Source organism: Streptomyces noursei ATCC 11455 (assembly GCF_001704275.1).
Taxonomy (GTDB): Bacteria; Actinomycetota; Actinomycetes; order Streptomycetales; family Streptomycetaceae; genus Streptomyces; species Streptomyces noursei.
Window position 1 is genome coordinate 8,129,343 of the sequence record NZ_CP011533.1, and the last position, 13,219, is coordinate 8,142,561.

Consider the following 13,219-nt stretch of genomic DNA (forward strand, 5'->3'; position numbering starts at 1 on the left):
AGGTCCGGGTGGCCGCTCGGACCGGGCGCAGGAGGGTCACTACCAGCCGACCTGGCCGGTGGAATCGAAGAGTCGTCCGCTGGGCCCGTCGATCGCCAGGGCGATTTGCGCGACCGTCACGGCGCTCTGCGCGGGCGTGCCGATGCCGGTGTGGTTGTTGAGCGCGGTCGCGGTGAACCCAGGATCGACGGCGTTGATGCGGAAGCCGGGCAGAGCGCGGGCGTACTGGTAGGTGAGCATGTTCAAGGCCGCCTTCGAGACCGGGTAGACCAGGCCCCGCAACCGGGATTCCATGCGCTCCGGGTCGTCGCTGATGGTGAACGACCCGCGGCCGCTCGACACGTTCACGATGCGTGGATGTTGAGCCTTGTGCAACAGAGGCAGCAGGGCGTGTGTCGTCCGGACAGCGCCGAGCAGGTTGACGTCCATGACCTCTGTGAAATCGTCCGCGGTGGTCTCCTCCACCGCCGGGCGGGTGCCGCCGATGCCCGCATTGTTCACCAGTACGTCGAGCCTGCCCCACTCCGCCTCGATCGTTCGGGCCGCGGCGTCGACCTGCGACTGGTCTGCCACGTCCAGAGGCACGAACCGCACGTCGCCGGCAGTGGACAACTCGCGTGCGGCAGCGCGGCCCCGTTCCGCATCCCGGGCACCGAGATAGACCACCATGCCCGCGGCGGCGAGTTGCCGTGCCACCTCTCGCCCGATCCCCTGGTTCGCGCCTGTCACCACGGCTACGTCCGCAATCGTCATGCTCAACATGATCTCTCAAGGCTCGAATCGTGGGGAGGGGAGACGTCGGGGGGTGAGGAACGCTTGGTGGATGTCGCCGCGGATCTCCCAGCGGATCCGCAGGCGGCGGTACCAGCGCAGATGGGCGAACTTGCGCCCTGCGAAGTCGCGTTGGGTGCCCGAGCCGGAGTCGCACTCAGGGGCGCGGGCCGACCGGCGCGCGGCCCGTGCGCCCGTGTCCTGTCAGTGCCCGGCACTAGGGTCCACGGCATGAATCACGATCGACGATCGATACGCCTGCCTCGCACGGACGCTGCTCCCGTACTGCGGACCGACGTCACCGACCTCGGCGGCTGGGCTCGCCTGCTGCGGGCCCTGGAGATGCCCGTCGCTTTCGAGGAGGGCTCGCAGGACATCTGCGATTACGACCGGGCCATCTCGTATGTCACCCCGATCGACGAGGAGAAGTACCGGGGCCTGTTGCCCGAGACGGTGCTCGCCGCCGCCCCCGAATCCGGCCACGACCTGCCGTACGACCACCTCTATCTGGCCGACGCGGAGACCTTTGCCTCCGACGATCTGCCGTTGCTCGGCATCGACATCCATGTGGACGAGGCGGGCGATGAGCCTTGGCCCCGTGTGAAGCCGTTCCGTGTTCCGGCCCTGCACGTGGCCAGCGTCGAAATCAACGACAGCATCGCCAACTTGTTCTTCCGCGAATTCCACGACTCCGACTGGGCGGACTTCGAGGTGCATGTGGCGGGGCCGGGGACGGCTGTGTACGAGGAGTTCCGTCAGATGGATCAAGAGAACGATGACGACAATTGACGGGAGGTGAGCACAACTGACGGGGGGGTGAGCGCTTCCATATCCCCTTTGCGGCGCAGGCGGCGAGGGCGGCGACGAGCAGGAATGCCGGGGGCGCGGCGACGAGCAGGATTGCTGAGGCCCGCCGCATCGTTCCCCGTCAACGTCAGGGCGTCCTCGCCTTTGTGCGGCCCGGGTTGGCGAATTTCCGTCCTGCCGGCGCGCCGGCCCGGCGCAGGCTCTCGACACCCTGGGGCAAAACTGACCCTTTGATTACCTCGGCTTTGTTCGGCGGCGATACGTTGCCACGAGCGGTCTGACGAGTTCTCACCTGGGGGCGCGGTGGCACTGGAACTACCCGACGCGGTGGTGTCGTTTCTCGACTTCATCGGTGTCCACTGGCCCAATGTCGACGAGGACAAGGTCCGCGAGTTTGGTGGCCATGTAAGGGATTTCGCCAACAACATCCAGCAGAGTCACCAGGACGCCACCTCGTCGGTGGAGCAGTTGTCCGAGGTCTACCAGGGCGCCTCCTACGACGCCCTCATGGCCAAGTGGGGCCAGATGTCGTCCAGTCACATGAACGAGCTGGTGACCGCGTGCCATACGGTGGCGACCGCGCTGGACGCTGCGGCCGGTGTCATCGTGGGCATGAAGGCGGCGGCGATCGCCGAACTGGTGGTACTCGCCGTGACGTTCGTCGCGGACCAGGCCGCCGCGGCCTTCACCTTCGGGCTCGCCGAAGTCGCGGAGGCCGGCATCATCGCTGCGGCCCGCAAGGCGACGAGCTATCTGGAACAGCAGTTGGAACAGTACGTCATCGGCCAGGTGATCGAGGCCGCCATCACCCCGCTCGTCGACGTGGTCGGCAACGCGGTGAGCGGGCTCGTCTACGAGGGAACCGCCAAGGCCCTCGGGGTGTCCGGCGGCGGGGGCGCAGGGCAGAGCTTCTCCGTCCATCCCGAGGAACTGCACGCTCGCTCACAGGCGTTGTCCAAGCACGCCGAGACGGTGGCGGCGCACGCCGAGGACTTCAAGAGCAAGCTGAGCGGGGTGAGCTTCGCGTGACGAACCGCATCGTCAAGGCGCTGGAGGACGGCGCATCACGGCTCGGCAAGACCCTCGGCGAGGACGCCGGCAAGGCGGTCAAGAACCTCTACCACGATACGGGCGACCGCCTGCGGCAGGTGGCGAAGAACCACGCCGAAACGGACGCGAAGCATGCCTCGGAGATGGAGGGCATCCTCAAGGGCCGGCACGGTGACATGCCCAAGGATCCCCATGCATCCCCCTCCTCATCGCCGCACACGTCGGGCGGGCCGGGGGGTGAGGGCCCCAAGGGCCCCAAGGGCCCCAAGAGCCCCGTGGAGGGCCCGGGTTCCGGTCGGCCGAACTCCTCCGACCCCTCACTGCGGGACGGGGCGAACCGGGACGGAGTCGGGTCGTCCAAGCCGGCGGGCGGCCGCTGCAAGGGCGGCGACCCCATCGACCTGGTGTCGGGCGAGATGATCCTCACCGCGACCGACGTGCGCCTGCCCGGTCTGCTCGATCTCGTCGTCGAGCGCACCCACCTGTCGTCCTACCGGTGCGGTCAGTGGTTCGGCAGCTCCTGGGCCTCCACCTTGGACCAGCGTCTGGAGGCCGACGAACGGGGACTCGTGCTCGCCACCGCGGACGGCATGCTGCTCTCGTACGACGTGCCGGCCCCGCACACCGTCAACCTTCCCCACCACGGCCCCCGCCGGGAGCTGCGGTGGGACGGGACACCGGCCGGCGAGATCCTCGTCACCGACCGCGACACCGGGCACACCCTGCACTTCATGCCGGCCACCGTGACACCGGCGGAGGCCGCCGCCGGCCGGGTGACCCTCCCCCTCCAGGCCGTGACCGACCGCAACGGCCACCGAGTCGACATCTGGCGAGACGACGACGGCACCCCCTTCGAGATCCGGCACAGCGGCGGGTACCGCATCGCCGTCGACACCGACGGAGACCGGGTCGTGGCCCTCCGCCTCCTCGGTACCGAAGCCGGCGAGGCCGGCACGGTGCTACGACACTACGGCTACGACGACGGCCAACTCACCGCGGTCACCGACGCGCTCGGCCACACCGAGCGCTTCCACTACGACGAGTCGGGTCGCATCGTCGAACGCGTCGACCGCAACGGCGGCTGGTACCGCTGGGAGTACGACGGCGCCGACCGCTGCGTGCGCGGCACCGGATCCGACGGTTACCTGTCCTGCACCCTCACCTACGACGTCCGCAACCGTGCCAACAGCTACACCAACTCCCTCGGCCGCACCACCGTCTACCACTACGACGAGCAGCGGCGCCTCATCGGTTGGACCGACGCCGAGGGCCACCGCACGCACCGCACCTGGACCGGCCGGGACCTGCTCGCCTCGGTCACCGACGAGCTGGGCCACACCAGCAGCTACACCTACGACGACGGCAACCTCACCACCGTCACCCGCCCCGACGGCCGCACCACCCGTGCCACCTACAACGCACTGGGCCTGCCGGTCGAGATCGTCGAGGTGGACGGCGCGACCTGGCGGCACGAGTACGACGCCCGGGGCAACCAGGTACGCACCACGGATCCGACCGGCGCCGTCACCGGCTTCGCCTACGACGGCGGAAGGCTGACCGCCGTCACCGACGCCCTCGGCAACACCCGCACGGTGGCGAGCAACGCGGCCGGCCTGCCGCTGACGGTCACCGATCCGCTGGGCCACACCACGGTCGTCGAGCGCGACGCGTTCGGGCGGGTCGGCTCCTACACCGACGCCTGTGGACGGACCGAGCGCTTCGGCTGGACCGTCGAGGGCAAGCCGGCGTGGCGGGAGTTCGCCGACGGTGCGACCGAGACATGGGAGTGGGACGGTGAGGGCAATCTCGTGGCCCACACCGACCGACTGGGTCAGGTGTCCCGGTTCACCTACACCCACTTCGGCCTCCCCGTCACGCGCACCGCTCCCGACGGGACCACCTATACCTTCGCGCACGACACCGAACTGCGGCTCACCACCGTCACCGACCCGCGCGGCCACACCTGGGACTACACATACGACGCCGTCGGCCACCTCGTCCGGGAGAGCGACTTCCAGGGCCGGGCCGTGGAGTACCGGCCCGACCCCACGGGCAATATCGCCGCCCGCACCACCGCTGCCGGCCGCACCACGGTGTTCGTCCGCGACGAACTCGGCCGCACCGTCGAGGAGCACTCGCCCGACGGTATCGCCACCTTTGCCTACGACCCGGCCGGCTGCCTGCTGCGGTCCGCCAACGCCACCACCACCGTCGCCCACACCTACGACGTCCTCGGCCGCAAGCTCTCCGAGGACATCGACGGCCGCACCACGACCTGGACCTACGACGCGTTGGGGCGGCGCACCAGCCGGCGCACCCCCAGCGGAGTGCTCTCCACGTGGTCGTACGACGCCGCGGGGCGGCCGGCCACCCTCGACGTCGGGGGTGACCGGGTGGGCTTCGCCTTCGACGAAGCCGACCGGGAGGTGCGCCGCCTCATCGGCCCCGACCTCGTCCTCTCCCAGGAGTGGGACAGCGCGGGCCGGCTCAGCTCCCAGGCCGTCACCCTCGGTGCCGACACCCTCCAGCACCGCGCCTACGCCTACCGCGCGGACGGCCACCTCCGCGGCATCACGGACTCGGCGGGCGGCACACGGCACTTCGAGCTCGATCCCGACGGCCGGGTCACCGCCGTGCGCGCCCAGGGCTGGACCGAGACCTACGCCTACGACAGCGCCGGCAACCTCACCCACGCCGAGGTTCCCGGCGACGGGACCGCCGGCACGGAGCGCGCATTCACCGGCAACCGCCTTGAGCGGTGCGGACGCCACACCTACGCGTACGACGAGGACGGCCGCATGGTGCGCCGCACCACGCGGCTCCTCAACGGCCAGACCCGTACCGCCTCCTTCGCGTGGAACACGGCGGACCAACTCACCGACGCCGTGCTGGCCGACGGCACACATTGGACATACGAGTACGACACGGCGGGCCGGCGCACCGTCAAGCGTCGCCTCGACGGTGACGGGCGCCCGGCCCAGGAGGTCCGTTTCGTCTGGGACGGCACCCGACTCGCGGAGCAGGTGACGTCGGACGGCACCGCGACCGTCTGGGACTACCACTCCGGCACCCACCGGCCGCTCACTCAGACCGTCGTCCACGCCGAGGGCCGCGTCGACTTCCACACCGTGGTCACCGACGTCTCGGGCGCCCCGACCGAACTGGTCACCCCGGACGGACGGATCACCTGGCGGCTGCGCACCACCGCCTGGGGCATGCCGGTCGGCGACGGGCCGGCGGACACCTGCCCCCTGCGGTTCCCCGGCCAGTACGCCGACTCCGAGACCGGGTGGAACTACAATTACTTCCGCCACTACGACCCGGAGACGGCCCGCTACCTCACCCCCGACCCACTGGGGCTGGTGGCGGCCCCCAACCACTACGCCTACGTCGACAACCCGCTCACCGTCGCGGACCCCCTCGGGCTGACGCCGCAGCGCGGACCCAACGGCCGCTTCCTCCCGAACCCGAACGGTCCGGCGACCCACAACCGCGACACCGAATATCCCGGCAGTTACCGACAGTCGACCCATGACGCCATGACGTCCAAGTGGACCGTCGAGGGGCAGGCACAGGGCGGCGCCCCCCGCTTCCCCACCGGCCACCCACAGGAGGGTGAGCGCATCCCACGGGACCAGCTCACCTGGTTCAACTCCAAGGGCGAACCCGTGCCCGCCGGAAAGGACCACCTCACCTACGAGCATCTGCATCCGGTCGTCGACCACTGGAACCAGACGGGCTACAACTCCGACCGCGCCACCCGCAACGACTTCTACAACGATGCCAATAACATGGAGCCCATGTCCCGCAAGGACAACTCCAGCGGCGGAGGCAAGATGACCTCCACCTACCGCCAGGACACCGGCCCGAACTACTCCTGCACCTGAGCAGGACCCCCGCAGAGGAGCCACCCACCATGGACCTGACGTCGAAGCTGGCCGCCCAGCCCGGCGCCGAGCCCGTACCTGGCGTGCCGGACGCCTGGCACTGGTCACGCATGATCTTCTCGTTCGACGCCGTGGTCTCCGGGGACCGTGTGCTGGAGATGCGCGTCATGGGCGAGTACGACCCGGCACTGGCCCGCGCCGTGCTGGAACTGGCCCGCGACCACGCGGAGCAGGTGCTCGACGGCGACCGTCCGCTGATGACGCTGGACGGGCTCGCCTGCCCCGGGTGGGACTTCGACACGGTCGCCGCCGTCGGACCGGAGGTGCACGAGTACCACAGCCAGGAGGACACCGACCTCCACAAGGCGACGGTGGCACTCTTCCCCGCCTGGCGCCAGGAGTTCGCCGGCTCGGAGAGCCTGGCGGAGGCCCGCCACCAATTCGACCGCGGCCTGCAGCCCACACGGCTGCGGCGCGACCCGGTCCCCTTCCTCCGCATGCGCTACCGCAACGAACGCACCGGGAGCCACAGCGAAGGCCCGGACCGCGGCCTGGCGACCCTGGACGTCCTGCGGCACGAACTGTCCCTCCTGCCCGGCTCCCCCGGCAGTCACGTCGAGTGGGAGAACCGCCTCGGCGCCGTCTTCCGGGCGGAGTGCGACGACACCCTGACGGTGCACGGACCGGACGGAGCGATCCGGACGACCGGGGACGAGCTCGTCGCGTTGGCCGATCAGTCGGTGCTGCGTCCGGAGGAGGCCGTATGACCGCCACCCGCGTCCACACCGCTATCGGGGCCGTGCACGACCGTCCCGACCCGGACACCCTCTACGACCTGCTCAGCGAGCTGAACCTGGCGCTGCCGTTCCTCGTCGTGGAACGCGCGGACGGCCGCGATCCGGAGCAGTACTATATCCAGGTCCACCTCGCGGAGGACGGGAGTTGCCTCGTGGAGTACCGCGACGGCGGACCCGACCAGCACTTCCGCACCGTCGTGGCGCCGCCCTACGCCATGAAGGGCCACGACGAGGTCGCGGCCCTGGTGACGAGCTGGGCGCAGGACGACGGCGAGTGGACCCGGCGAGGCCACTGGCAGCGCGTGCAGGTCTGAGCAGCCAGGGGCGTTGCGCCCTCCGTCCGCACGGCAGGCGGCTTCCGGCTCTCCTACGCCGGTGCCGCCGGCTGAGCCGGTCAGTACGGTGCGGGGAGCCGGATGCGGCGACGATGGTGCGGAGACCATCGCCGACCGTGACCGGCTCACGCCAGGTCGGCCTTGCCTTCGCTTGACATTACCGACCGTTCGTCTGGTCGTTGATCAACGCATGACGAAACTTCGCACTGTTCTCGCAGCGGCTGCCCTTGCCGTGTCCGCTACCGCACTCATCGCGCCGATCGCCGACGCCGCCCCTGTACCGAGGGCCGGTGCAGCAGCCGAGGCAGACCCGCAGACGTGCGTCTCCGGGGCGCAGATGGGCTGCACTGCGGCGGCAACCTTCGGCAGAGCGCTGCGCACCGTCCGGGACCTCTACGACGGCTCCAACTACTCCGAGACGGACGACTCGGTTGGTCGACTGGATGCCCCGGAGCGTCCGTAGCCTGAACGTCGCATCAGACCGACACGTGCACCCCCTGCGTCCCCGGTAGCCAGTGCCGCCAGGGTCCACGCCAACACCGCAGGGCCAGCGGCCCCTGGGCGTGGGTGCCGTAGCGGGCGTCGTCACAGATGGTCGGAGCTTGCCTGCCAGGCTCCGACCATGGTCGTGCCACGAGGCGCGCGAGCCCGGCAGAGGGCGAACTCTCCGTCCTCAGAGCGGGCCCGGCCCGGGGCGGCTGCCCGACAGCCCTGCGCCCCTCGGCGGCGTTCCGCGCAGGCTGGAAGTCCGGCCGATCACGCATCGCGACCCCGAACCGGTACTACGCCAAGACCGATTCCACCCGGCCCGCGAAGTCCATTATCGCGGCGGCGCGGAGGGACCAGGCGCGGGTGGTGGGGCGGTGCAGGGTCTGGACGAACAGGACCGAACCCTCGGGACTCTCGGGAAGCGGCTCGATCGCCAGTCGGCGGGCCACCTGCCAGCTGTGGTTCCGGTCCGGGCCGGCCGTGGTGGGCGTCAATGCGCGGGCCGCGTCGATGAGGTGCGTGTCCTGGTTCAGCCGGTCAGCGGTCGCGGGGGATCCCTCGAAGCGGGCGGGGGTGGTGCCGCCGGGCGTGTTCAGTTCGATGACGGAGGGGACCGTCGGTGCCAGGGGCACCGCGTAGAGGAGATGTCCCAGGCCCAGGCTTCGGCGGATGCCCGAGCGTCCGGTCAGGACCGAGGCGCGGAGTTCGAAGGGCCTGGGGGACTGGGCGTCGATGTAGAGGAAGCAGAGCGTCGGCACGGGCATTCCGCTGAACCGTGCGCGCGAGGGCAGAAGACTGCCGGCCGGTACGCCGGTGCTCTCGGCCGGCAGTGTGATGGCCAACGGTGGTGCGGTGAGGCCGAGTTCGTCCCGCAGCGCCGCGGTGATGTCGGCGGCAGCCTGCTCGGGAGTGGCGTTCCGGCCGGTCCAGATCGCAGCGGGCATGGATGCTTCTCCTCGCTCGGTCAGGAAAGGCCGGTGGCTTCCTGGCGGACCTGAGCGGCCTGCTGCTCCTGCCCCTCGGCGACCAGCAGTTCGCTCAGCCGGACCAGTGCTGCCCTGCGTTCCGCCTGGAACCGCCCCGGCCGGGCCCGGGTGAGCGCGCGCCAGGCGTCGGCGGCCTCCCCGGCCCGGGCCAGTGCCTCTGCCTGCCGGCCCTGGATGGCCAATTCGTCCCGGCTGACGTCCAGTTGCTGGGCCTGCCGCAGCAGGGCCTGGGTCGGGTCCTCGACGGGGGCCGGCGCGGCGGCCTCCTCGCGGGCTACCCGACGCCTGCGCACGGTCACGCTGAGGTATCCCACCAGGGCGATCAGCGCGCCGGTGATGGCGGTGGAGACCAGCTTGTGCAAAAGATCGTTCATGGGGAACCCGTTCACTCGCTGAGGGCGCGCACCTACGGAGAGGGGTGCGGACGCGGCAGGCGCACGACTGGCTGTCCGGCGCCTTGTTCGGTCCACTGTCGTGGGTGGCGCTGAAATGGCGATGAAGTCCCGATGCGGTGCGGCCCGCGACCGCTCGGCGACCGCTTGGGAACCCGCGCTCAGCGAACTGCGCGAACGGTCGCACGGCCGGGCCGGCGCCGACCTCGCCGCGGTGCCGACCACTCCGCTGAAGCGGCACGCTACTGGCGATCACCGGCTGCACCGTTCGCCTGCCGTAGCAGCGGGGAGGCGAACCGTCAGAAGCGGCAGAAAGCATCCGATGAGAGGCCCCATGCACAGGGCGACGAGTACCGTGCCGACCCCGAAGCTTCCGCCGAGAGCCCAACCGATCCCGGCGACGGCGACGTCGATGCCGGTACGCACCACCGCGACGGGCAGGCGGGTGAGTCGAACAAGTCCGGTCATGATGCCGTCACGTGGTCCTGACCCGAACTGTGCGCCGAGGTAGAGCGCGTCAAAGAAGGCCAGCGCGACGAGGCCGACTACAAGGTAACCGCTCTCGGCGAGTGTCCCGTGAGGGGCAGGGAGCACCGCCGCGGTCGCGTCTGCGGCGAAGCCGACGATTGCGACGTTGAGGAGCGTGCCGAGCCCGGGTAGTTCGCGCAGGGGTATCCAGGCGAGAAGCACGATGAGCGAGATCAGGTTCGTGGCCCATCCGAATGAGATGCCGAGAGTCTTCGCCGTGCCGTCCGTCAGCACGCTCCAACTGGCTGTGCCGAGACCGGATCGGACGAGCACCATGACGGCGGCGCCGTATCCCACCAAGCCGATCAGGAGCTGGGGAATGCGCCGCCCCGCTCGGCCTGCGCGAAGTTGGGCGAAGGCGTTCATGCGGATGATCACAGGGCGGTCATGACGGGCCGGGACGGACAGTTGGGCGGGGGAAGCAGGAGGAGCCATGGCGCAAGCCTCGACGCCAACTGGACTCGGATTCCATAGCCAGATTGATTAGGCTGGCTCGGTGAAGATCAGTTCGTACGCGGTTGCGCGCATGATGGGGACCTGGCAGCAGGGGCCCGGGCCGGCGCACCAGTGCCTCTCGGACAGGCTGCGGCTGCTGATCCTGGACGGACGTCTGTCCCTCGGGGCGGCACTGCCGAGCGAACGCGACCTCGCCACCGTGCTCGGCACCAGCCGAACCACCGTCGGTGCCGCATACCGCACTCTGGTCGAGCACGGCTACCTCGCCACGAGGGCGCGCGCCCGGGCGACGGTGCGCCTCCCGCAGGACACCCCGCCCGAGCCCCCGGCCAGCGCGGACCCGATGACCATCGACCTGTCGTTCGCCGCGCCACCGGCACCCGTCGAGATCCTCCACGCCGCGTTCGCGGCTGCTCTCGAACGGCTGCCACGGCACTTCGAGCGGCACGGATACGATCGATACGGCACCGCCGAGCTGCGCGAGGCGGTCGCCGACTGGTACCAGCGCAGAGGGCTGCCCACCGCCCCCGACCACATCATGATCACTAATGGTGCGCAGCACGCGCTCGGTCTCCTGGCGCGCACGCTCCTGGCCCCACGGGACAAGGTCCTGATCGACCATCCCACATACCCGCACGCGATCAGGACGTTCACCGATGCGCACGCCCGACTCCTGCCCGTGGCCGTTGGGGCGTCCGGCTGGGATGCGGTACAACTCCAGGCGGCCGGGCGTGACGCACAACTCGCCTACCTGATACCGGACTTCCACAACCCGACCGGGATGTGCATGTCCGCGAGCGTGCGCCGTCGGCTCAGGCTGGCCTGTCCCACGATCATCGACGAGACCATGACCGAACTGGCTCTGGACGGCGCAAGACCGGAACCGTTCGCAGTACACATGCCGACCGCCGTCAGCGTCGGCTCGGTTTCCAAGAGCGTCTGGGGCGGCCTCCGCATCGGCTGGATCCGCGCCCTCCCCTCACTCCTGCAGCGCCTCGAAAAGGCCCGTCCCGCCACGGACCTCGGCACCCCTGTCGTCGAACAGTTGGCCACGGCCGTCCTTCTGAATGAGCGTCAGACCGAACGGCCCGACACGCTCCGGCAACTGCGATCGCAACGCGACGCACTACGGCACGCACTCACCGAGCACCTGCCCGACGTCCACGCACCGCAACCGGCTGGAGGCGTGACACTGTGGGCAACGTTCCGCGAGCCCATCAGCTCACGGCTGGCAGCGATCGCGCCGGACTACGGAGTGACCATCGCGGCGGGACCACGGTTCGGGATCGGCGGCGCCTTCGAACGGTACATCCGACTGCCGTACACCCTCCCTTCGGGCCAGCTCACCGAGGCAGTCCGCAGGCTCACCCAGGCGCAGCTGGCGCTCAGCCAAGGCGCCACCGGAACCCACGGTCCTGCACCCGTGGCGTGAGCGTCGACAACGGCTTGAAGCAACGACGCGGCATCGCCACCCCGTACGACACGACCACCCAGTCCAACCAAGCAGCCCCTGGCTAACCGTAGCTCCCCCCAGCGTCCTGCACGGCGTTCCACCGACACTGACGAACGCGACAGCGAGCGTGGTCACATCCACGAGATCGCCGACCTCCCTACGGCCCCCTGCTGTGCAGAGCGGACAAGCCAACGCCAGCCTCCTCGGGCCAGGAAGACGACAACCTGCCGGCGACAGAGCGGCGGACGACAGGGCGCGAAGACGCCAACATGGGGCGCGCGGAGCCGAAGAGCCCGATGCGGCACTCCACGCAACCGCATCCACACCAATGCGCTCCCATGATTTCCACGACCGAAACTCGCCGCGTCACCCCAGCGATCGACGGGGAGCCTCCCGCTGCAACAACAGCCACCAACACCAGGGGGGACCGTGGCATTCGGCGCTGAACGCATCATCAGAGAGCTCCGCACGGCAATCAGCAACGTGCAATCGGCAATCACCGATGCGCAATCGGCAATCACCGATGCACTCGACCGCAGCCTCGCCGGCCTCCGCGCCACCATCGAAACCACACTGACCGCAGCCCAGCACGCACGCGACGCAGCGGCCCTCGCCCATGCCAGAACCGACGCCATCCACAGCGAACTCCAGGGTCTCCGCAACGACACCCAACGCCTACGAGCCGCCACACCCTCACGCGACGACCAGCAGATCCTCATCCGGCTCGCCGAACTCCACAGCAGCGTCGAAGGACTCCGTGCCGACCTCACAGCCGCCAGGACTCCGGAGCCACCCGCACCCCCGACGAAGCCGGCCGCGCAAGAGCCACCCCAACCCCCAGCCGAGGACGACGACTTCGAGCACCTCCTCACCCTCGCCGCCGGCATTGCCTATGCCCAGATCATCTGCCATCGGGACCACTGGGATTTCCTCGTCGGCCAATCCAGCCGCGGTCAGCACTTTCGGCTCCCCGCCGGCGTCAAGGAAGGAAGTGGCCTCATCCATGCCGAGATCTCCGGCCGTACTCTCATCGCCGCACTCGACGCACTGCACGCCACCCATCAAGACCCCGCTGCCATCCCCGGGACCCGGCGACTCGCCGGCAGGATCTACGAACGCATCGGCGTAGCCCTACGCAAAGTCGACACCGGCGAAGCCGACGCCCACTACCAACCCGGCAACGACTGCCCGCCCGTAACGCGCATCATCATCGACGACCGGCCACCGGCCGAAGCTGCCTGACGACCCCAACGCCCCTACTGTTCCAG

At 69.7% G+C, this 13,219-nt stretch carries 12 protein-coding genes; 8 read left to right on the forward strand and 4 right to left on the reverse strand.

All coding sequences use genetic code 11. The features are described 5' to 3' along the window. Positions 1–39 precede the first annotated feature (39 nt). Entirely contained in the window at positions 40–753 is a 714-nt protein-coding gene (locus tag SNOUR_RS34745) for an SDR family NAD(P)-dependent oxidoreductase (protein WP_067355068.1), read from the reverse strand. A 249-nt stretch (positions 754–1,002) separates the two neighbouring features. Between SNOUR_RS34745 and SNOUR_RS34750 the strand changes: the two genes are divergently transcribed. The 6 genes from SNOUR_RS34750 (at position 1,003) to SNOUR_RS34775 (ending at position 8,110) form a co-directional block, all read left to right on the forward strand. Further along, complete coding sequence (locus tag SNOUR_RS34750; RefSeq protein ID WP_067355069.1) at positions 1,003–1,560, forward strand: DUF6924 domain-containing protein; 558 nt, start codon at positions 1,003–1,005, stop codon at positions 1,558–1,560. A gap of 321 nt (positions 1,561–1,881) precedes the next feature. Beyond that, positions 1,882–2,607: a WXG100 family type VII secretion target gene (locus tag SNOUR_RS34755; RefSeq protein ID WP_067355072.1), complete on the forward strand. Its 726-nt coding sequence runs from the start codon at positions 1,882–1,884 to the stop codon at positions 2,605–2,607. Further along, the gene (locus tag SNOUR_RS34760; RefSeq protein WP_067355075.1) at positions 2,604–6,515 is read left to right on the forward strand and encodes a DUF6531 domain-containing protein; all 3,912 of its coding nucleotides are present in this window, start codon (positions 2,604–2,606) and stop codon (positions 6,513–6,515) included. The genes SNOUR_RS34755 and SNOUR_RS34760 overlap by 4 nt, the downstream gene beginning before the upstream one ends. A gap of 29 nt (positions 6,516–6,544) precedes the next feature. Beyond that, positions 6,545–7,282, forward strand: a complete 738-nt coding sequence (locus SNOUR_RS34765; protein ID WP_067355077.1) for a hypothetical protein — start codon at positions 6,545–6,547, stop codon at positions 7,280–7,282. Then, positions 7,279–7,626 carry a hypothetical protein gene (locus SNOUR_RS34770; RefSeq protein ID WP_067355080.1) on the forward strand — a complete coding sequence of 116 codons (348 nt, stop codon included), beginning with the start codon at positions 7,279–7,281 and terminating at the stop codon, positions 7,624–7,626. Before SNOUR_RS34765 ends, SNOUR_RS34770 begins: the two co-directional genes overlap by 4 nt. 253 nt (positions 7,627–7,879) lie before the next feature. Continuing rightward, entirely contained in the window at positions 7,880–8,110 is a 231-nt protein-coding gene (locus SNOUR_RS34775; RefSeq protein ID WP_067355081.1) for a hypothetical protein, read from the forward strand. A 319-nt stretch (positions 8,111–8,429) separates the two neighbouring features. Here SNOUR_RS34775 and SNOUR_RS34780 read toward each other — a convergent pair whose 3' ends face one another. The 3 genes from SNOUR_RS34780 to yczE form a co-directional block, all read right to left on the reverse strand. Then, positions 8,430–9,080, reverse strand: coding sequence for a hypothetical protein (locus tag SNOUR_RS34780; RefSeq protein WP_067355084.1), 651 nt, complete (start codon positions 9,078–9,080; stop codon positions 8,430–8,432). Between the two features lie 20 nt (positions 9,081–9,100). Next, the gene (locus SNOUR_RS34785; protein ID WP_067355086.1) at positions 9,101–9,496 is read right to left on the reverse strand and encodes a hypothetical protein; all 396 of its coding nucleotides are present in this window, start codon (positions 9,494–9,496) and stop codon (positions 9,101–9,103) included. A gap of 270 nt (positions 9,497–9,766) precedes the next feature. Next, on the reverse strand, positions 9,767–10,420 hold the full coding sequence (gene yczE / locus SNOUR_RS34790; RefSeq protein WP_312634549.1) for a membrane protein YczE: 654 nt from the start codon (positions 10,418–10,420) through the stop codon (positions 9,767–9,769). 118 nt (positions 10,421–10,538) lie between these two features. Here yczE and yczR point away from each other — a divergent pair, with 118 nt between their 5' ends. Both yczR and SNOUR_RS34800 read left to right on the forward strand, forming a co-directional pair. Further along, positions 10,539–11,930 carry a MocR-like transcription factor YczR gene (yczR, locus tag SNOUR_RS34795; protein WP_067355088.1) on the forward strand — a complete coding sequence of 464 codons (1,392 nt, stop codon included), beginning with the start codon at positions 10,539–10,541 and terminating at the stop codon, positions 11,928–11,930. A 450-nt stretch (positions 11,931–12,380) separates the two neighbouring features. Continuing rightward, the gene (locus tag SNOUR_RS34800) at positions 12,381–13,193 is read left to right on the forward strand and encodes a hypothetical protein (RefSeq protein WP_312634550.1); all 813 of its coding nucleotides are present in this window, start codon (positions 12,381–12,383) and stop codon (positions 13,191–13,193) included. Positions 13,194–13,219 lie beyond the last annotated feature (26 nt).

What these genes read in the sequence shown, in the direction of transcription:
- SNOUR_RS34745 (WP_067355068.1), bottom strand. Translation starts at nt 753, where the DNA reads ATGACGATTGCGGACGTAGCCGTGGTGACAGGCGCGAACCAGGGGATC.
- SNOUR_RS34750 (WP_067355069.1), top strand. Translation starts at nt 1,003, where the DNA reads ATGAATCACGATCGACGATCGATACGCCTGCCTCGCACGGACGCTGCT.
- SNOUR_RS34765 (WP_067355077.1), top strand. Translation starts at nt 6,545, where the DNA reads ATGGACCTGACGTCGAAGCTGGCCGCCCAGCCCGGCGCCGAGCCCGTA.
- SNOUR_RS34770 (WP_067355080.1), top strand. Translation starts at nt 7,279, where the DNA reads ATGACCGCCACCCGCGTCCACACCGCTATCGGGGCCGTGCACGACCGT.
- SNOUR_RS34780 (WP_067355084.1), bottom strand. Translation starts at nt 9,080, where the DNA reads ATGCCCGCTGCGATCTGGACCGGCCGGAACGCCACTCCCGAGCAGGCT.
- SNOUR_RS34785 (WP_067355086.1), bottom strand. Translation starts at nt 9,496, where the DNA reads ATGAACGATCTTTTGCACAAGCTGGTCTCCACCGCCATCACCGGCGCG.